This window comes from Bradyrhizobium sp. USDA 3650 (assembly GCF_054057395.1).
This window is the reverse complement of sequence record NZ_JBSRZG010000001.1, coordinates 7,834,515-7,852,042: the sequence shown is the minus strand read 5'-3', so window position 1 is coordinate 7,852,042 and position 17,528 is coordinate 7,834,515. Positions and strand designations below refer to the sequence as shown.

16 protein-coding genes, 1 tRNA gene and 1 pseudogene are annotated in these 17,528 nt (G+C 64.8%); 11 read left to right on the top strand and 7 right to left on the bottom strand.

Annotated features, from left to right (window positions below; all coding sequences use genetic code 11):
• Positions 1-135: 135 nt before the first annotated feature.
• The 5 genes from ACVIN2_RS37045 to ACVIN2_RS37025 all read left to right on the top strand — a co-directional run bounded on the left by ACVIN2_RS37045 (position 136) and on the right by ACVIN2_RS37025 (position 2,671).
• Positions 136-999 (top strand): formate/nitrite transporter family protein, encoded by an 864-nt coding sequence (locus tag ACVIN2_RS37045; protein ID WP_456769393.1) that lies wholly within the window; start codon positions 136-138, stop codon positions 997-999.
• 95 nt (positions 1,000-1,094) lie between these two features.
• Positions 1,095-1,298, top strand: a complete 204-nt coding sequence (locus ACVIN2_RS37040) for a hypothetical protein (protein ID WP_456769392.1) — start codon at positions 1,095-1,097, stop codon at positions 1,296-1,298.
• A 228-nt stretch (positions 1,299-1,526) separates the two neighbouring features.
• Positions 1,527-1,985 carry a YidB family protein gene (locus ACVIN2_RS37035; RefSeq protein ID WP_456769870.1) on the top strand — a complete coding sequence of 153 codons (459 nt, stop codon included), beginning with the start codon at positions 1,527-1,529 and terminating at the stop codon, positions 1,983-1,985.
• 25 nt (positions 1,986-2,010) lie between these two features.
• On the top strand, positions 2,011-2,274 hold the full coding sequence (locus ACVIN2_RS37030) for a GlsB/YeaQ/YmgE family stress response membrane protein (protein WP_018459399.1): 264 nt from the start codon (positions 2,011-2,013) through the stop codon (positions 2,272-2,274).
• Between the two features lie 64 nt (positions 2,275-2,338).
• Positions 2,339-2,671 (top strand): hypothetical protein, encoded by a 333-nt coding sequence (locus ACVIN2_RS37025; protein ID WP_456769391.1) that lies wholly within the window; start codon positions 2,339-2,341, stop codon positions 2,669-2,671.
• 892 nt (positions 2,672-3,563) lie between these two features.
• On the opposite strand, the gene ACVIN2_RS37020 is transcribed toward ACVIN2_RS37025, so the two are convergent.
• Both ACVIN2_RS37020 and ACVIN2_RS37015 read right to left on the bottom strand, forming a co-directional pair.
• Positions 3,564-3,637, bottom strand: a tRNA-Gly gene (locus ACVIN2_RS37020).
• A gap of 367 nt (positions 3,638-4,004) precedes the next feature.
• Positions 4,005-6,416 (bottom strand): ATP-binding protein, encoded by a 2,412-nt coding sequence (locus ACVIN2_RS37015; protein ID WP_456769390.1) that lies wholly within the window; start codon positions 6,414-6,416, stop codon positions 4,005-4,007.
• Between the two features lie 362 nt (positions 6,417-6,778).
• On the opposite strand from ACVIN2_RS37015, the gene ACVIN2_RS37010 reads away from it, so the two are divergent.
• Positions 6,779-7,492 (top strand): substrate-binding periplasmic protein, encoded by a 714-nt coding sequence (locus ACVIN2_RS37010; protein ID WP_456769389.1) that lies wholly within the window; start codon positions 6,779-6,781, stop codon positions 7,490-7,492.
• Positions 7,493-7,541: 49 nt separating this feature from the next.
• Here ACVIN2_RS37010 and ACVIN2_RS37005 read toward each other — a convergent pair whose 3' ends face one another.
• Complete coding sequence (locus tag ACVIN2_RS37005) at positions 7,542-7,733, bottom strand: hypothetical protein (RefSeq protein ID WP_027518643.1); 192 nt, start codon at positions 7,731-7,733, stop codon at positions 7,542-7,544.
• Positions 7,734-7,930: 197 nt separating this feature from the next.
• Between ACVIN2_RS37005 and ACVIN2_RS37000 the strand changes: the two genes are divergently transcribed.
• Entirely contained in the window at positions 7,931-8,317 is a 387-nt protein-coding gene (locus tag ACVIN2_RS37000) for a YciI family protein (protein ID WP_456769388.1), read from the top strand.
• A 9-nt stretch (positions 8,318-8,326) separates the two neighbouring features.
• Here the strand turns inward: ACVIN2_RS37000 and ACVIN2_RS36995 are convergent, their stop codons facing one another.
• Positions 8,327-8,917, bottom strand: a complete 591-nt coding sequence (locus ACVIN2_RS36995; protein ID WP_456769387.1) for a TMEM175 family protein — start codon at positions 8,915-8,917, stop codon at positions 8,327-8,329.
• A gap of 127 nt (positions 8,918-9,044) precedes the next feature.
• Between ACVIN2_RS36995 and ACVIN2_RS36990 the strand changes: the two are divergent.
• Both ACVIN2_RS36990 and ACVIN2_RS36985 read left to right on the top strand, forming a co-directional pair.
• A pseudogene (locus ACVIN2_RS36990) lies at positions 9,045-11,101 on the top strand (ATP-dependent helicase).
• Between the two features lie 56 nt (positions 11,102-11,157).
• Positions 11,158-12,138 (top strand): NADPH:quinone oxidoreductase family protein, encoded by a 981-nt coding sequence (locus tag ACVIN2_RS36985; RefSeq protein WP_456769386.1) that lies wholly within the window; start codon positions 11,158-11,160, stop codon positions 12,136-12,138.
• Between the two features lie 30 nt (positions 12,139-12,168).
• Here the strand turns inward: ACVIN2_RS36985 and ACVIN2_RS36980 are convergent, their stop codons facing one another.
• Genes ACVIN2_RS36980 through ACVIN2_RS36970 form a run of 3 tightly spaced genes read right to left on the bottom strand, consistent with a single transcriptional unit; the run spans position 12,169 to position 15,286 of the window.
• The gene (locus ACVIN2_RS36980; RefSeq protein ID WP_456769385.1) at positions 12,169-13,416 is read right to left on the bottom strand and encodes an amidohydrolase family protein; all 1,248 of its coding nucleotides are present in this window, start codon (positions 13,414-13,416) and stop codon (positions 12,169-12,171) included.
• A gap of 17 nt (positions 13,417-13,433) precedes the next feature.
• The gene (locus ACVIN2_RS36975; protein WP_456769384.1) at positions 13,434-13,931 is read right to left on the bottom strand and encodes a GAF domain-containing protein; all 498 of its coding nucleotides are present in this window, start codon (positions 13,929-13,931) and stop codon (positions 13,434-13,436) included.
• Complete coding sequence (locus tag ACVIN2_RS36970; protein ID WP_456769383.1) at positions 13,928-15,286, bottom strand: MFS transporter; 1,359 nt, start codon at positions 15,284-15,286, stop codon at positions 13,928-13,930. Before ACVIN2_RS36970 ends, ACVIN2_RS36975 begins: the two co-directional genes overlap by 4 nt.
• Before the next feature lie 106 nt (positions 15,287-15,392).
• Between ACVIN2_RS36970 and ACVIN2_RS36965 the strand changes: the two genes are divergently transcribed.
• Both ACVIN2_RS36965 and ACVIN2_RS36960 read left to right on the top strand, forming a co-directional pair.
• On the top strand, positions 15,393-16,322 hold the full coding sequence (locus ACVIN2_RS36965) for a LysR family transcriptional regulator (protein ID WP_456769382.1): 930 nt from the start codon (positions 15,393-15,395) through the stop codon (positions 16,320-16,322).
• Positions 16,323-16,470: 148 nt separating this feature from the next.
• Positions 16,471-17,502: an LLM class flavin-dependent oxidoreductase gene (locus tag ACVIN2_RS36960; RefSeq protein ID WP_456769381.1), complete on the top strand. Its 1,032-nt coding sequence runs from the start codon at positions 16,471-16,473 to the stop codon at positions 17,500-17,502.
• Positions 17,503-17,528 lie beyond the last annotated feature (26 nt).

The following is a 17,528-nucleotide window of genomic DNA, read 5'->3' as shown; positions in this document are numbered from 1 at the left end:
AGGTTCCTGATCGTCGGCCTCAGCGCCGCCGCTCCTCAACAGCGCTGCGGCGGCGAAGCACTCACGAGGAACCCCTTGCCGGTGCGGGCCTTGACCCGGGCATTGAGATGAACCTGCCCTTCAGGAGACTGCGGAGTGGACCAGCCTGGCGACGGCGCCTCCTTTAATCCAGCCTCGAAGCTCGACGGCGTTTCGCGGCGCCAGACCGAGCAGATCGAATCCCAAAGCCGGCCGAACGCCGCACTCATCCACGAGACGATCCGCGCCGAGGGTGAGCAGGAACTGGAGCGGCGATGGTGGGCCATCGTGCTGTCCGGCCTCGCCGCCGGTCTTTCGATGGGATTGTCCCTGATCGTCCAGGGCGAGTTTCACGCGCTGATCTCCGACGAGGCCACCCGGCGCCTGGTGGCTCCGCTCGGCTACACGGTCGGTTTCCTGGTCGTGGTGCTGGGACGGCAGCAGCTCTTCACCGAGAACACGCTGACACCGATCCTGCCGCTGTTGCACAACAGGGATCTCGCCACGCTGTGGAGCGTGATCAAACTGTGGGGCCTGGTGCTCGCCTCCAACATCGCGGGAACCTGGGCGGTCGGATCCGTGCTCGCGCACACCAGCATCTTCGAACCACGCATCGTGGACGCCTTCGTGGATCTCAGCCGCCACACCATCGAGGGCACGTTCACGACGACCCTTGTCCGGGCGATCTTTGCCGGCTGGCTGATCGCCTTGATGGCGTGGCTACTGCCTGCCGTGAAGGGATCGCGCCCGCACCTCGTCGTCGTGATGACCTATGTGGTCGCGCTCGGCCAGTTCGCGCACATCATCGCGGGCTCGGTCGAGTGCGCCTTCCTGGTCCAGAGCGGCCGGGCATCGCTCTCACAATATGCCTCGGACTTCTTCGTACCGACACTCCTCGGCAATATTCTGGGCGGAACGACACTGGTGGCCCTGCTGAACTACGGACAGGTCGCCCCCGAAATCGACGACCACAGGGAATAAAGAGGCTGCACAAGAGCTGCCGCCTCGACAGGAACGATGGGCGCGAGCCGCGCTTGCCTCAACAAATCAACGTGCGGCGACAAGCAGGATCAGTCATGAGCACCAACATCAAGAGCCCATTCGACAAGGAACCGGCAGAAGGATCACGCGACATCATCGATCGCGAATTGCAGCGTGCCGAAGATGCCGCCAATAAGGTCGATCATCTCCCCGGCGTGAAGGTCAGCGGGCAGCCCGAGGGCGGCGCAGTCGATCGTGCCCGGAAGCAGCGCGAGGAGAAGGATAGCGAACAGCAATAGAGTCGCTCTGCCGACCCGAAACGCCAAGTCGGTCAAGCGAGACGCATCAATTTGTTCGGGACTGGCAATGACTGACAGCCCATCGTTCTGAGGAAACGTGGTTCTGGGTAAACGTGGAACTTTTCAGCCCCCGCGTATGTTGTGGGCGTGAGTGATGCGGCGGCCAGCACAAGGCGGGGGCGCCATTTCTTGCACAGGATTGCCCATCATCGAACTCAGGAGCCCGAAATGAGCCGCGGAATGCCATCGATGACCGCCCTCTTGGGTATGCTCGCAATCGCCGGCTATCAAAATCGGGACAAGCTCGCCGACATGTTTCGCAATGCTACCTCCGGTCAGCCGTCGGGTACCAAGGATTCCCTGAGCGGCATGCTCGGCAATCTTGGCGGCCTTGTGGGAGGCGGCGGTGTCGGTTCGCTGCTGAACGGCGGGATCGGCGAGTTGCTCGAACACTTCAGGCAGAACGGGCAAGGCGATGCGGCTCAATCCTGGATCAATCAGGGGCCAAACCGCGAAGTCACCCCGCCCGAACTCCAACAGGCGATCGGTCCGGACGTTCTTCAAAAACTGGAGCAGCAGACCGGCCTGTCTCAGCAGGAGATCCTCGACCGATTGTCGCGCGAGCTTCCGGCAGCGGTGGACAAATACACGCCGGACGGACGTCTTCCGGCGCAATCCGCGGGATAACACTCCTCAAGACTCGAGAAAAGCTATGAGCATCATCTGGACGATCATCATCGGTTTCATCGCAGGCGTCATCGCGAAGTTCATCATGCCCGGTGACAACGAGCCCTCGGGTTTCATCCTGACCACGATCCTGGGAATAGTGGGCGCGTTCGTTGCGACCTATCTTGGCCAATCGCTCGGCTGGTACCGGCCAGGAGAAGGCGCAGGACTGGTGGGGGCAGTGGTAGGCGCCATCATCGTGCTTTTCGTGTACGGTTTTGTAGCCGGTCGCAGCCGTCGGGCCATCTAACCACAGTGAACGGAATTCCGCGCGTTAGCAGCGAATTCGCCCGGCGCGAAAGGCGATCGGCAAGATGAAATGGATGCTCGTTGTCCTGGTAGGAGGCATGACCCCGGTCAACACCGACCTGGTTTTCGACAAGTTTGCCGATTGCCTTGCCGCCGAGGAGCAGATGCGAAAGCACTATACGGACGCTTTCGAGGCCTGGGACCGATGGGCCGCGGCCAATATCGAGCGACGACGCGAATACTCAAAGGTGCGCGACCTCCAGGCCAAACGGCTGCTCAGCAACATCGGTACGTGCGTTCCTCACGCAGGGGGAGAGGCCGCAGCGCCTCAGCAACTGAGCAATCCGACACCTTCCCCGCAAGCCACACCTGCGCCGCAGCCAAGTCCGAAAACGTGACGTTTGAGCCCCTAAGAGCCCCTTGGCACCGCCGCTAACCCGGCACTTTTTGAGGAGATCAGCATTGAGCGACAGGACGGGCAATGAACCTGCACCCTTGGTGCTTGTGGGCGTGGCAATCATCCCGATCATTGCAGTATTGGCGTGGTTCGCTTTTTAGCTTTGAACCTTCTTCGCGATCGCGCGTCATACAGTCGAAGCGTCCCTAAGCTTCACCAGAAAGCCCCGCTTCCCCCAGGCGGGGTTTTTGCTGTCGGCGCTGCATCAACGCACCGATCTTTTCAAGCGCCCTTTTGGCTTGACCACTTTTTCCCGATGCAGCAGCCTAGATATGGGCAGGGTTTTGAGGAGGCACAATTGCCGAAAACCCTAGTGGAATTCAGAGCGCAGAACCTTCGTTTACTTGAGCAGCTTTGTCCGGACGATCCGGGCTACATTCAATCGTGGATCAGGAAGTTCGACCAGCAGAATGGGATCGAACCTGAAGCTCCTGCGAAGTCCCGCCGGGAGCGAGGTGTTGCTTCACCCAAGAAGGCAAGGTCCGGCGACCGAACCAATTGAGCGCGTGGTTTCCTTCGCTCGGCGCCGGACGCTACGGGCCAAGAGGCGCTGGGCTTAGGCAGCTCGCTGCCCTTTCCGGGGAGCGCTCGCCTTTGCCTTCAACTTACCGCTCCCGGTATTCGACACACGAGCCACCCCTCCGAGCGCAGCTGCAAGGACCTCGCGCTGAGCGAGGGCATTTGGCCCGTCAGCTTCATGCATTACGATCTGAGATACTTCGACCTCGAGCAGAAAACCCTGCAACCTCTCGACAACCCGTTCGGCACGAGACTGTCACCCACGTCTCAGGTACGTTCCGTGACCCATGTCTTCGGGCTAGCATCGAAAGCCTTGGAGCGGGTGAAGGGAATCGAACCCTCGTATTCAGCTTGGAAGGCTGCTGCTCTACCATTGAGCTACACCCGCGACAGGGGCTCCCTAACACGGCCGGGCGGCGGTCTCAACTGCCCAGGATCAACTGCCCAAGACAAGATCAACTGCCCAAGAGAGTCTTTCCAGCGCCTTCCCGGCTTGCGAACCGCCGCTGGTTCCTCCGGACACCGCCTCCCCTTAACAACACCGGAATTGCCGCCTATATTGAAATCTTCCGCAACCAACGAAAGGAGGTGATCCAGTGTCTCTTACCAAGCGCTGTCACCTCGCTGGGATCGCCCGCTAAGCTTTGAATAAAGGCTTGGCATCGGGGCGCTCTCAGCCCTGGACCAGCGAGCAAGAAATCGGGCGCGACGGGGCCTCCCCGCCGCGCCTTTTTTGTAGGTCACGCGCCGGCTGCTCAGGCGGGCGGCTCGCCGGCGAGCACCTCGCGGATCCTCACTGACAGGTCCGCCTTCCGGTACGGCTTCCTCAGCAACGCAACGCCGGGACCGAGATGACCCTCGTGGTCGAGGGCGTTGTCGGTATAGCCGGACGTATAGAGCACCCTCATCCCCGGGCGGAGGCGCCGCACGGCCTCGGCCAGTTCCTGCCCGTTCATGCCGCCGGGCATGATGATGTCGGTGAACAGCAGATCGAATTGGGCGCCCTGCTGCACCAGCGCAAGCGCGGTTGCGCCGTCGCCGGCTGCGAGGGTGCGATAGCCGAGGCTGCCGAGCTGGGCGATGACATAGCCTTGCACCAGCGGATCGTCCTCGACGACGAGAATCGTCTCGTGCCCGCGTGCCGCCGCGGGCGCCTGCAGTGGCCCGGTCCTGGCCCGCGCTCCGCCCGCAGAGCGCGGCAGAAACAGCCGAATCACGGTGCCGCGGCCTTCCTCACTCTCGATCGCAACACTGCCGCCGCTCTGCTTGGCGAAGCCGTAGACCATGCTGAGGCCGAGCCCGGTGCCGCGACCGACCCCTTTGGTGGTAAAGAACGGCTCGAACACGCGGTCGCGGAGATCGGCGGGGATGCCACGGCCGGTGTCGGCCACCGCGACCATGATGAAGGCGCCGCGCGTGGCGTCGCCGTCACCGGCACCATTCGCGCCATCGAATTCGCGGTTCGCGGTCTCGAGCGTCAGCGTGCCGCCGCCAGGCATCGCATCGCGCGCATTGACCGCGAGATTGATGATCGCCGACGACAGCTGCGACGGATCGGCCATCGCCGGCCAGGCGTCATCCGCGAGGCGGGTCACGATTTCGACGTTTCCGCCCAGGGTCGGCTTCAACAGCTTCGCCGTCTCGAGCACGAGGCCGTTGACGTCAATCTCGCGCGGCTCCAGCGGCTGGCGACGCGCAAAGGTCAGGAGCTGCGAGGTGATCTCCGCGCCTCGCGCCGACGCATCGTCGATGAGCTGGGCGATGGCGGCGAGGTCGGGCTTGTCCGCCAGCCCCTCCCGGATGATCTCGATGGTGCCGATGATGACGGTGAGCACGTTGTTGAAGTCATGCGCGACGCCGCCGGTGAGCTGACCGATCGCATCCATCTTCTGCGACTGGCGAAGCCGCTCCTCCGTCTCGTGCTGCTTGGTCAGGTCGGTGGCCGAACCACGATACCCCATGAAGCGCCCGTCGGCGTCGAACACCGGCTGGCCGTTGACGCTGAAATGGCGCGCGCGCCCAGCCGCATCGCGGCCGCGATACTCGAACTTCCGGAACGGCTCGTGGCGATCCAGCGTCGCCAGGTGACCGCGCCATTTCTGCGGCTCGGCATCGCGGTCGAAGGCGGCATCTGAACGGCGCCTGCCGATCAGCGCCGTGTGGTCCATGCCGAAAGCATCGGCCCGATCTGAAATGTAGGTGAACACGTGATCCGGGCCGGTCTCCCAGAACCAGTCGGATGCGGTCTCGGCATAGTCACGGAAGCGCTGCTCGCTCGCGCGGGCGTTCTCCTCGGCATGCCGCCGGATCTTCAGGTCGCGCTCGAGATTCCCATTGGCCTCGCGCAGCTCGCCATAGGCATGTTCGAGGTTGGCGCACATGGCGTTGAAAGCAACGACCACCTTGTCCAGCTCGTCGGCCTCGTAAGGCGGCCGGCGCTCCAGGCGCAGCGGCGGCGGCGGCCGTCCGAGGCTGTACTTGCCGACGTACTCGGCGATGGCGACGAGATGCCGCGTCACCAGCAGATGAAACATGTAGATGATGAACAACGAGACGAGGAACGTCTTTGCCGCCTGGCTTGCCAGAATGACGAGGGCCCTGTTCAGCAATTGCTGATAGACGTCGGTCAGCGTCGCCTCGACCCGGAGCGTGCCGATGGCACGCGAGGTCCCCTGCACCATCGTGCCCAGCGGAAATTCCCGGGTCATGATCGAACGGGTGTTTCGCTCGCCGACTTCGACCCGGATCGGATTGGGTCGATCGGCGATCTCGCGGACCTCCGCCGCACGGATGTCGGGCAGCCGCAGAATGCCATCGAGCTGCAGCTTGAGCTGGTTCTGGTCGAGATTCCACAGGCTCTCTCCGAGGCTGCCCGTGGTGCTGCGGCCGATCTCGTCCAGCCGCGTCTCGATCAGTCCGACCTCACGATTGTAATCCAGATAGAGCTGAAGCGCGGTCAGGGTCAACGTCACGACCGACGAGAACAGCAGCACGGCGGCCAGCAGCCGGGGCCCGACGCCGCTGCGCGACCAGTTGAAGATCCGCGACAGGAGCGCCGCGAACATCGCAGGCGCGAGCGCGGCGCCGATGCCGGTCAAATCCTGCTTCGCAGCCGCCGGCGCAATGGCGCGGCCACGCTTGGTCTCATCGTCACCTGCGTTGCCCATGCACCACGTCCCCGAAATGGCGGCACCTGCTCAGCCTACCGGCCGCAGCCGCGCGCAAAGCGAACGGTGAGGCTTTGCCGCGTCACGCGATACACGTGGCGATCCTGTCGGCCCTTGATCCTGTCGGCCCATGGGCGGCCTGAGTTCGACGGGGTCATATCTTGCGCCCAGCAGCAGGATTCCCGGGCAAACTACCACCTCGCGTGCTAGAATGACATCAGTGAAAGTCCGGAGCCGCCCGCACAGCGGGAAGGCGCTGCAAACGTTGCGGACCGGCGCAGCTGCCATCTCCGGTAGATCGCGCGGCACCGGAATCCGATGGTAGCAGAGCACGCCAAAAGGCATGGCCAGGGAGATGCGTCATGAGGCGGATAGTCGTGGTCTGCCTGTTGCTGCTCGCGGCAGGCCCGTCGCAGGCGCAAGAGGTCATCCGGCTGGCACGCATCGCCGATATCCCCGATCAATATGTCGGCGGCGAGATGCTCCGTGCGGTCTATGCCAGGCTGAACATCAAGCTCGAATTCGAGGATGTCCCCGGCAAGCGCGCGCTCACGCTGTCGAGTACCGGCGAGGTCGACGGCGAGGTCCAGCGGATCGGAACGCTCTCTCGCGACTACCCGACGCTGATCCAGGTGACACCTGCGATCAATTACATCGAGCCTGCTGTCTTCACCACAAAACTGCAGTTCAACGTCGCCGGCTGGAATTCAATCAGGGACTACAGCATCGGCATCGTACGCGGCGTCGGCTCGTCGGAAGCCGGCACGCGCGGCATGACCCGGGTCACGGCGACCACAAGCCTCGACAACATGGTCAAGATGCTCGATGCCGACCGCTTCGACGTGATGGTCACCGACCTCTTCAGCGGGTTGGCTGCGGTAAAGAAACTTAATCTCCAGGCCAGGATCCATCCGCTCTCACCGCCACTCGAGCGCATCAGCATCTACCACCATCTGCATGAACGGCATCGCGATCTCGTGCCGAAGGTCGGAAGGATGATCGCGCAGATGGAGGCGAGCGGCGACCTCGCCCGGTTGCGGGAAACCCTGATCGAGCAGGTGCTGAGCGGGATGTGACACGCAGTCAGTTCGTGCGAGGCCGCTCCCGCACCGCTGCCGCGGCGGCTTAGAAGCCGCAAACGCTCATTGCGGGCGGGCGCTTGCCGCGCCGGCTTTCGACGATGCGCTCGCCGCCGCTCTCGGCCGAGCTGCCGTAATAGCGATGGTGGCCGCTCTGGTCGTGCAGATCCGCAAGCTCCGACTTTCCCGCCCGACGCGCGTCGCAGATGATCTTGCAGATGATCTTGATGGTCGACATGGCCGCCTCCGAAGTGTTCTTGGTGGCAATCAGTCGCGCCGATTTCGCGCGGCGTTCACACCTTTTCGGCCGCAATCGGGTTTCGGGAAGGTTTCGTCGCCGCACCCCGCGACGCAATAATTTCTACAGCCCTATTGTCGGCCGCGGCGGTGGTGATACGTCCTTCGGACGCGCGCAGCGAAAACAACGAGGTGACGATGCTTTACGCTATCCTGGCCTATCACGTGGAAGACGAGATCTTGTCCTGGACGCCCGAGAAGGACGCCGCGGTCGTGGCCAAAGTCATCGAGGTCCAGGCGCCCCTCCGGGCAAGCGGGCATCTCGGCCCGGCCGCCCGCCTGGATGAGACCCGAAAGGCCCGCACCTTGCGCGGCCCTGGTGGGGGCATCGTGCTGGACGGCCCGTTTGCCGAGACCAAGGAGCAGCTTCTGGGCTTCCACCTCGTCGAATACGACACGGACGAGGAGGCGATTGCGGCCGCACGGACGCTGCGCCAGGTCAATCCGTCAGCGGTCTACGAAATCCGCCCGGTCAAGCTTTACGTGCCGGCCGACGGGTTCGGCGCGACGCCCTCCGGCGAATGAGCGGCAGGCCTATTTGTCCGTCCCGGTCGGCCCGACATAGAAGCGCTGGATCAGCAGGCCGCCGAAGGCGATGAACCACACGAACGGCGCGACTTGCGGCGCGAACGCCGCAACGACCGTGCCCGGGATAAACACCAGCAGCGGAAACAGCGAGGCCATGATCTCGTGGCGCCAGCCGCCCAGGATCCGCCACCACAGCCAGGCATTGAGGCCGGCGATCGCAGTCAGGTGCAGGCCGTAGAGCACGGCGACCGCACTGCTCATGGGGTGGTTGGTGTAGAGGCCGTTGGTCACCGGCAGCAGCACGATCGACAGCAGGAAGAACAGATTGAGGATCACCGCGCCGCGGCTGCCGACGGGCTGGCGCGCCAGCCGCCGGTGATGGCTGATCCAGAACACGCCGGCGATGATGAAGCTGAGCGCAAGACCCGCAAGCTTGCCGGAATAGACCCGGGCCAGATCGTTCCAGTCCGGCGCGGTGCTGAAGACCGCGGCCCTGGGCAGGTCATAGGCGAGCAGCGTCATGGCAACGCCAAAGATGGTGTTGCTGAGCGATTCCAGCCGGCGCATCTCGAACTGGTCGGGCTTGAGCTCGGTCATGCCAGGTGCGCGCTTTCGGGCTGGAACTTCGGGCCGCCTTGTCCCTAGGTCTTAACATCGGTTCCGTCCAGCCGCATTGCGATTCGCAGCGGGATGGCCGACTCTCGGCGTTTCACCGGGGCGATTCGTGGCGACATATCTGGACACGCTCAATGCGGAGCAGCGCCGCGCCGTGGAGCATGGCGTGGCCGACGGTGCGACCGTGGGAGCGCCCCTGCTCGTCATCGCCGGTGCAGGCTCCGGCAAGACCAACACGCTGGCCCACCGCGTCGCCCATCTGATCGTCGCCGGCGCCGATCCGCGCCGCATCCTCTTGATGACGTTTTCGCGCCGCGCCGCGGCCGAGATGGCCAGCCGGGTCGAGCGCATCGCCCGAAAAGTGCTCGGCGAGAACAATGCCGCGATCATGCGCGACGCGCTCGCCTGGGCCGGCACCTTCCATGGCATCGGCGCACGGTTGCTGCGGGAATATGCCGAGCGGATCGGTGTCGATCCTGCCTTCACCATCCACGACCGCGAGGATTCCGCCGACCTGATGAACCTGGTCCGGCACGAGCGTGGATTGTCGAAGACGGAAAGCCGCTTTCCCGCCAAAGGCACCTGCCTGTCGATCTACTCGCGCTGCGTCAATGCCGAGATGGAGATCGAGAAGGTGTTGGGGGCGCACTATCCCTGGTGCGCAGGCTGGGCGGCCGAGCTGAAGGGCCTGTTCGCGGCCTATGTCGAGGCCAAGCAGGCCCAGCACGTGCTCGATTACGACGACCTGCTGCTCTACTGGTCGCAGATGATGAGCGATGCGCTGATCGCGGAAGAAATCGGCGGCCGCTTCGATCACGTCTTGGTCGACGAATATCAGGACACCAACCGCCTGCAATCCTCGATCCTGCTGGCGCTGAAGCCCGACGGGCGCGGTCTCACCGTCGTCGGCGACGACGCGCAGTCGATCTATTCGTTCCGCGCCGCCACTGTCCGCAACATCCTCGATTTTCCGCAGAGCTTCTCGCCCCGCGCCGAGATGATTACGCTCGACCGCAATTACCGCTCGACGCAACCCGTGCTGGCGGCGGCCAACGGCGTCATCGGCCTGGCGCGCGAGCGCTTCACAAAAAACCTCTGGACCGACCGCAGCTCCACGCAAAAGCCGCAGCTCGTCACCGTGCACGACGAGACCGACCAGGCCCGCTACATCGTCGAGGAAGTGCTGGCCAACCGCGAGCAAGGCGCGCTCTTGAAGCACCAGGCCGTGCTGTTCCGGACCTCCTCGCATTCGGGCCCGCTGGAGATCGAGCTCACCCGCCGCAACATTCCCTTCGTCAAGTTCGGCGGGCTCAAGTTTCTCGATGCCGCGCATGTCAAGGACGTGCTGGCGCTGCTGCGCTTCACCGAGAATCCGCGCGACCGCGTCGCCGGCTTTCGCATCCTGCATCTGTTGCCGGGCATCGGTCCGGCGACTGCCCAGCGCGTGCTCGACCAGATGGCGGAGAGCTCCGATCCGCTCGCCGCGCTCGGCCAGCTCCCGGTGCCCCCGCGCACCGGCGCGGACTGGACCGACTTCGTCCGCACCATCGAAAATTTGCGCTATTCGGAATGGCCGGCCGATCTCGAACGCGTGCGGCTCTGGTACGAACCGCATCTCGATCGCCTGCACGAGGATTCCGAGACCCGCCGCGCCGATCTGATGCAGCTCGAGCAGATCGCGAGCGGCTACGCCTCGCGCGAGAAATTCCTGACCGAGCTCACGCTCGACCCGCCGGATGCGACCAGCGACAAATCCGGGCCGCCCTTGCGCGACGAGGACTACCTGATCCTCTCCACCATCCACTCCGCCAAGGGCCAGGAGTGGAAATCGGTCTTCGTGCTCAACGTCGTCGACGGCTGCATGCCGTCGGATCTCGGCGCCGGCACCAGCGCCGAGCTCGAGGAGGAGCGCCGCCTGCTCTATGTCGCGATGACGCGCGCCAAGGACGATCTGCACCTCGTGGTGCCGCAACGCTTCTTCACCCACGGCCAGGCCGCCAAGGGCGACCGCCACGCTACGCCTCGCGCACCCGCTTCATCCCGGAGCAGCTCGTCTATCTGTTCGAGCGCACCGCCTGGCCGAAAGCCGGGGCAAGCGCAGCGCGCACCGCCGCGCAAGGGCCAAAGGTCGACATCGGGGCAAAGATGCGCGGCATGTGGCGGTAGACGCAAGAGGCCGGTCCAGGGACCTGTTAGAATAACGGGACCAATGGGGATCCGACATGAAAGCCGTCGTCGTCGAGCAATACGCGCCCATCGATCAAATCGCGCTGAAGGACGTTCCGTCTCCGCGCATCGAGCCGGGACAACTGCGCATCCGGGTAGAGGCCGCAGGAATCGGATTTGTTGACGGCTTGAAGATCGAGGGGCGCTATCAGACCAAGGATCCCCTGCCGTTCATTCCCGGAACTGAATTCGCAGGGATCGTGGACGAAGCACCCGGGGCACCGGGCGGCTATCAACCCGGGATGCGCGTCATGGGGATGACGCGCTCGGGCGCGCTTGCCGAAGAGATCGTCGTCACCCCCGAAGCGCTCTATCCCCTGCCGGACGGCGTCGCGGCGGAGGTCGCCGCCTCGTTTCGTGCCAATTACCTGACCGCCCTCTATGCGCTGAGTGCGCGCGCGTCGCTCGGCGCAGGCGAACAGCTTCTGGTGTTGGGCGCAGCGGGCGGCACGGGAATCGCGGCCGTCCAGATTGGCAGGCTGCTCGGCGCCCGCGTAATCGCAGCGGCATCGACACCAGACAAGCGCGAGTTCGCGCGACAGCACGGCGCCGATGCCGTGGTTGACTACACGCAGACCAACTGGCGCGACACATTGAAGGAATTGACGGGAGGACACGGCGCCGACGTGATCTTCGACCCCGTCGGCGGCGAAGTCTCGGTGCAGGCCTTTCGCTCCATCGCCTGGCGCGGCCGTCATCTCGTGGTCGGTTTTGCCGCCGGCGCGATCCCTGCATTGCCGTTCAACCTGCCACTGCTGAAGGGTGGTGCCCTGCTCGGCGTCGACCTCGCGCAGCTTCCAATCCGCGAGCCCGAGGTGCAGAAGCGCCTGATGTCGGAGCTGACGGCTTGGTTGGTCGAGGGCCAGCTGAAGCCTGTGGTCGGTCGCGTCTTCGCGCTGGATGATTTCCGGGAAGCGTTCAGGACCATGCAGACGCGCGGGGCGCTCGGCAAGATGGTCGTGCGTATCTCGAAATAGGACGCACCGGCGCGCGGGATGTGGCGGCAGCTAAGCATTGAGCCGGTCGAACTGGACCTTGCCTGCCTTCATCACCATCGGGATGTGCTCGCCCTGGCCGAGCAGGCAGGCCACATCGCGCAGCGGATTGCCATCGACCACCAGCAGGTCCGCGATGGCTTCGGGCATGATGCGCCCGAGCTTGCCTTCCATGCCGAGCACCTCGGCGCCGACCAATGTCGCGCTGGCGATGACGGCGCGCGGCCCGAGAATTTCGGCGCGGATGCGGAATTCGTCGCTCTGCAGACGCTGCGACGGTCCGAGCAGGTCGCTGCCGAACCCCATCTTCACGCCGGCGTCGCGGTAGATCGTGAGCGAACGCAGGCCGGCGTCGCGGACATCGGCGATCTTGGCCACGCTCTCCGGCGGCAGGCCGTACTGGGCGCCCTCGTTAGCCAGCGCCTCGTAGGTGACGAGCGTCGGCACCACATAGGCGCCCTTCTCGGCCATCAGTTGCGCGGTCGGAGCATCGACCAGATTGCCGTGCTCGATGGTGCGCACGCCGCAGCGCACCGCGCGCTCGATCGCGGCAGCGGTGTAGGCGTGGGCGAGCACATAAGTCTGACGCCCGCGCGCCTCCTCGACGATGGCGCGGATCTCGTCCTCGGAGTAGCCGAAGGCGCCGACCGGATCGGTCGGTGAAGCGACGCCGCCGGAGGCCATGATCTTGATCTGGTCGGCTCCCATCTGCAGCTCCTCGCGCGCGGCCCTGCGTACGCCGTCGACACCATCGGCAACGCGCGCCAGCGCGCCGACACGCACGCAACAGGGGCACGGTGCGTCGCTGGCGAGGTAATCGGAGCGGGCCCGCATGTCGCCGTGGCCGCCGGTCTGGCTCAGCGCACGTCCCGAGACGAACAGCCGCGGACCGTCGGTGAGACCGGTCTCGATCGCCTGCTTCAGCGCATGGCCGGCGCCGCCGGCGTCGCGCACGGTGGTGAAGCCCCGCCGCAGCATGCCGCGCAGCAGCAGCGTCGAGCGCAGCGTCACCAGCACGTTCGGCATGTGCACCTGCTGCGCCAGGTTGAGCTCGACGGCGATCGCATGCACATGCAGGTCGATCAGGCCGGGCATCAGCGTCTTGCCCTTCAGATCGACGGTACGGTCGGCTTCCACCTGGAGCGGCCGATCGGAGACCTCCTTGATCAGATTGTCCTCGACCAGCACGTGATGTCCCTCGAGGAGGTCCGGCTGAAGCGGATCGAGCAGAGCGGCGTTCTTGAAGAGCACACGGGACATGACGACTTCCTGTCTGATCAGGACTGGGTGAGCAGCGCGGGCAGAGCGAGCTGGGCGAATGGGAGACACGCGGCGATATCGTCCTCGCCGTACCAGCCTGCCTCATGGAGCAGATTGAGCGAGCCGAGCGTGCGCCCGCGCCAGCGCACGGGCATGTTGAGCACGCTTTCGCAGCCGAGCGAAGCGATCAGCTCGTGATCGGAAAACACCTCGCGCAGATCGTCCCGGTTGCGGCCGATATAGGCCTCGCCGCGGTCGAGCACGGCCTCGGTCCACGGCCCCGCCGCCAGGCGTTTGCGTCCGCCCGCGGGGTAAGGTCCGGGAAGATTGGAATACACCCGCGCCGCTTCCCTCGTGTCGGCGTCATAGGTCAGGATCGTGAACAGCTTGTGCCCGATCGCCGACTTCAAGGCGTCGTCCAGCGCCGAGTACAGCGCATCCGGCTGATCCGGCCTGCCCTGCGCGGCCGCGACGGCGCAGAGCAGCGGATCGGATCGATGTTTCGTCTCCCTCATGCGACTTCGCCCGCCGCAATCTCTTCCAGCGAACGGCCGCGCGTCGGCACGCCCATCAGCACCACGGTGAGCGCGCCTAACAGCAGGACGCTCGTGGTGAGGCCGAACACGCCGGCGAAGCCGAAATTGGGATAGAGATATCCGACCAGGATCGGCGAGACGATCGCACCGATGCGGCCGATTGCGGAGGCGAGCCCGGCGCCGGTGGTTCTGACCGCCGTCGGAAAGACCTCGGCGGTATAGGCATAGACACCGGCATAGGTGCCGTTCATGAAGAAGGACAGTAGAATTCCCGCCACCATGATGTGCTGGTCGCTCTGCGCGAATGCAAGTCCAAGCGCGCTGGCGCCGCCGAGCACCATGTAGGAGGCAATCGTCGCCTGCCGGCCGATGCGCTCGTTGAAGTACGCGGCGCTGAAATAGCCGGGAATCTGCGCGCAGTAGATCGCGATCGAATAGGCGAAGCTCTTGGTGATGCTCATGCCGTTCTGGACCAGAAGGCCGGGGATCCAGACGAAGAAGGAATAGTAGCTGAACGTGATCGTCAGCCACATGATCCAGGTCATGATGGTGATGCGCGCCTGGCGGCCGGCGAGCAGCGCGGCGAAATTGGCAAGCAGCGTCCCACCAGTCACGGCAGGCGCCGTGATTTCGACGACCGGTTGCGGCAGGACATGGCCTTGGCTCGCAAAGCCGGCCTCGATCCTGTCCAGCACCGCTGCGGCTTCCTTCTCCCGGCCCCGGCTTTCCAGCCAGCGCGGCGATTCCGGCAGCGCCCTGCGCCACCACAGCAGCATGACGACCGGCACGGCGGTGATGACCAGAACGATGCGCCAGCCGTTCTCATAGGCGGGCACGATGAAATAGCCGAGCAAGGCCGCCGCGACGAAGCCGAAGGAGAAGAAGCCGGCCAGCGCGCCGGTAAAGCTGCCGCGGTAACGCCGTGCGACGAATTCCGCCAGATAGGGCGCAATGATAGCGCTCTCCGCGCCGGTGCCCATGCCCGCGACGACCCGGGCGGCGAAGAAGGACGACCAATCGTTCACCGCCGCGCTGACGATGGATGCGACGCAATAGAGCGCCAGCGCCGACATCATCACCGCACGACGGCCGATCAGGTCACCCAGCGTGCCCGCCAGCAGCGCGCCGAACAGGAAGCCGATATAGGTGCTGCTGCCGAGCACGCCGATCTGCACGCTCGACAGATTCCAAGTCGTGCGCAGCACCGGCAGGATGAACGCCAGCACGGCTGCGTCCATCGCGTCGAACATGTAGCCGAGCCCGCCCATCAGCAGCAGATGCCCGTGGAAGCGTGCGAATGGAAGGCGCTCGATGCGCGCCGAGATCATCGACATGAAAGTCCCCTCTGTCTGGCGGCCCGGCACTCCGCTCATTCCCGGGGGAAGCATAGACAAGGATATATTATCGTCATAATTTATAATCATGATCTAGTACATCACTGTGGTGAATGTTCTGTCGTTCCGAAAGCTCGACCTCAACCTGCTGAAAGTGTTCGAGGCCCTGATGACCGAGGGCAGCGTCACGCGCGCCGCCAACGCGCTTCTGATGACGCAGCCGGCGGTCAGCAACGCGCTCGCACGCCTGCGGGACGCGCTCGGCGATCCCCTGTTCGTCAGGTCCGGCACCGGCATCCGTCCGACCCAGCGCGCCGTGGTGCTGTGGGAGCCGATCGGCGAAGCGCTCGAAACCGTCCGCGGCGCGCTTGACGAGCAGGTGTTCGATCCGCGCCGTGCGCAGACCGAGTTCAGCCTGTCGATGTCGGATTATGTCGCCTCGCTGGTGATGCCGAACCTGCTGAACCATTTCGGCAAGGTCGCGCCCAAGGCGCGCATCCACACCGTCCCCAACACGGTCGTGGAGATCGCCGACCAGCTCGAGGACAATCGCGTTGATTGCGTGCTCAGCGTCTATGTCAACGAGGCGCAGCAGCCGGCCGCCATCCGCTCGCGCTCGCTGTGGACCGTCGACTACGCCTGCTTCATGCGGCGCGGCCATCCGCTCGCGGCGATGAAGCGGCTGAGCACGCGCAGCTTCCTTAACGCGGGGCATGTCGATGTGAGTCTCGCCGGCAAGACCCTGCCGTCCTACGACCTCTTCCTCGCCTCGCGCGGGCTGTCGCGCAACCTGGTCGCGACCGTCAATCACTACAGCGCCGCCTATGAGGTCGTGCGCCAGTCCGACCTGATCGCCGTGCTGCCGAGCGATTTGCGCTCGCAATCCCGGCACGCGCCGTTCCTGCACGCGATGCCGCTTCCGCTCAAGGCGCCGCCGCGCATCGTCAGCCTGTTCTGGCACCAGCGCAACGACACCGTACCGGCGCAGCGCTGGCTGCGCGAGACCCTGGTCGAGATGTTCGCCAGGTCCGACTGAAGCCGCGGGCCCCCGACACCCGAAAAAGGGAAACAATGGGTTTCTCGAAGCAGCATTGTGTTCCAGTCCCCGCTGCTTAGCTTCAACCGAAGCAAATCCACTCCCCCAGTGACAGGCGCGCAAAGCCGCGCCCGCAGAGACCTCATCAATGACCGCACCGCTCGAATTCGGACTGGACACCTTTGGCGACGTCACCAAGGACGCCGCCGGCGCGATGCTTCCGCACGCGCAAGCGATCCGCAACGTCGTCGACGAAGCGGTGCTGGCCGACGAGCTCGGCCTCGACTTCATCGGCCTCGGCGAGCATCACCGCGCCGACTTCGCGATCTCCTCCCCTGAGACCGTGCTGGCGGCAATCGCATCGCGGACCAGCCGCATCCATCTCGGCTCGGCCGTGACGGTGCTGAGCTCGGACGATCCGATCCGCGTCTTCCAGCGCTTTGCCACCCTGGACGCGCTCTCGAACGGGCGCGCCGAGGTGATCCTCGGCCGCGGCTCGTTCACCGAATCCTTCCCGCTGTTCGGCTTTGATTTGCGCAAGTACGAAGAGCTGTTCGAGGAGAAGCTCGATCTGTTCGCCGCACTGCTGTCGCAGAAGCCGGTGACCTGGGAAGGCAAGCTGCGTCCGCCGCTGAAGGATCAGCTGGTCTATCCCCCGGTCGAGAACGGCACGCTCAAGACCTGGATCGGCGTCGGCGGCAGTCCGCAATCGGTGGTGCGCGCCGCACATTACGACCTGCCCCTGATGCTCGCGATCATCGGCGGCGATCCCGCGCGCTTCGCGCCTTTCGTCGATCTCTATCACCGCGCCTTTAGGGAGTTCGGCCGCCCGGCACAGCCGATCGGCGTGCACTCGCCCGGCTATGTCGCCGAGACCGACGACCAGGCGCGCGAGGAGCTGTGGCCCGACTACAAGGCGATGCGCGACCGCATCGGCAAGGAACGCGGCTGGCCACCGATGGGCCGCGACGAGTTCGTCAATGAGGCCGAGCACGGCTCGCTCTATGTCGGCTCGCCGGAGACGGTCGCGCGCAAGATCGCCAAGACGGCAAAGGCACTCGGCATTTCGCGGTTTCAGCTGAAGTATTCGGCGGGCCCGTTGCCGCATGAGAAGCTGATGAAGAGCATCGAGCTCTACGGGGGCAAGGTGGTGCCGATGGTGCGGGAGATGATGGGGTGACTTGCGCGCTGCGAAAGCCCGCCTGT

Excerpts from the sequence above, each read along its gene's own strand:
- ACVIN2_RS37040 (WP_456769392.1), top strand. The coding sequence starts at position 1,095 with ATGAGCACCAACATCAAGAGCCCATTCGACAAGGAACCGGCAGAAGGA.
- ACVIN2_RS37035 (WP_456769870.1), top strand. The coding sequence starts at position 1,527 with ATGAGCCGCGGAATGCCATCGATGACCGCCCTCTTGGGTATGCTCGCA.
- ACVIN2_RS37030 (WP_018459399.1), top strand. The coding sequence starts at position 2,011 with ATGAGCATCATCTGGACGATCATCATCGGTTTCATCGCAGGCGTCATC.
- ACVIN2_RS37025 (WP_456769391.1), top strand. The coding sequence starts at position 2,339 with ATGAAATGGATGCTCGTTGTCCTGGTAGGAGGCATGACCCCGGTCAAC.
- ACVIN2_RS37015 (WP_456769390.1), bottom strand. The coding sequence starts at position 6,416 with ATGGGCAACGCAGGTGACGATGAGACCAAGCGTGGCCGCGCCATTGCG.
- ACVIN2_RS37010 (WP_456769389.1), top strand. The coding sequence starts at position 6,779 with ATGAGGCGGATAGTCGTGGTCTGCCTGTTGCTGCTCGCGGCAGGCCCG.
- ACVIN2_RS37005 (WP_027518643.1), bottom strand. The coding sequence starts at position 7,733 with ATGTCGACCATCAAGATCATCTGCAAGATCATCTGCGACGCGCGTCGG.
- ACVIN2_RS37000 (WP_456769388.1), top strand. The coding sequence starts at position 7,931 with ATGCTTTACGCTATCCTGGCCTATCACGTGGAAGACGAGATCTTGTCC.
- ACVIN2_RS36995 (WP_456769387.1), bottom strand. The coding sequence starts at position 8,917 with ATGACCGAGCTCAAGCCCGACCAGTTCGAGATGCGCCGGCTGGAATCG.
- ACVIN2_RS36985 (WP_456769386.1), top strand. The coding sequence starts at position 11,158 with ATGAAAGCCGTCGTCGTCGAGCAATACGCGCCCATCGATCAAATCGCG.
- ACVIN2_RS36980 (WP_456769385.1), bottom strand. The coding sequence starts at position 13,416 with ATGTCCCGTGTGCTCTTCAAGAACGCCGCTCTGCTCGATCCGCTTCAG.
- ACVIN2_RS36975 (WP_456769384.1), bottom strand. The coding sequence starts at position 13,931 with ATGAGGGAGACGAAACATCGATCCGATCCGCTGCTCTGCGCCGTCGCG.
- ACVIN2_RS36970 (WP_456769383.1), bottom strand. The coding sequence starts at position 15,286 with ATGTCGATGATCTCGGCGCGCATCGAGCGCCTTCCATTCGCACGCTTC.
- ACVIN2_RS36960 (WP_456769381.1), top strand. The coding sequence starts at position 16,471 with ATGACCGCACCGCTCGAATTCGGACTGGACACCTTTGGCGACGTCACC.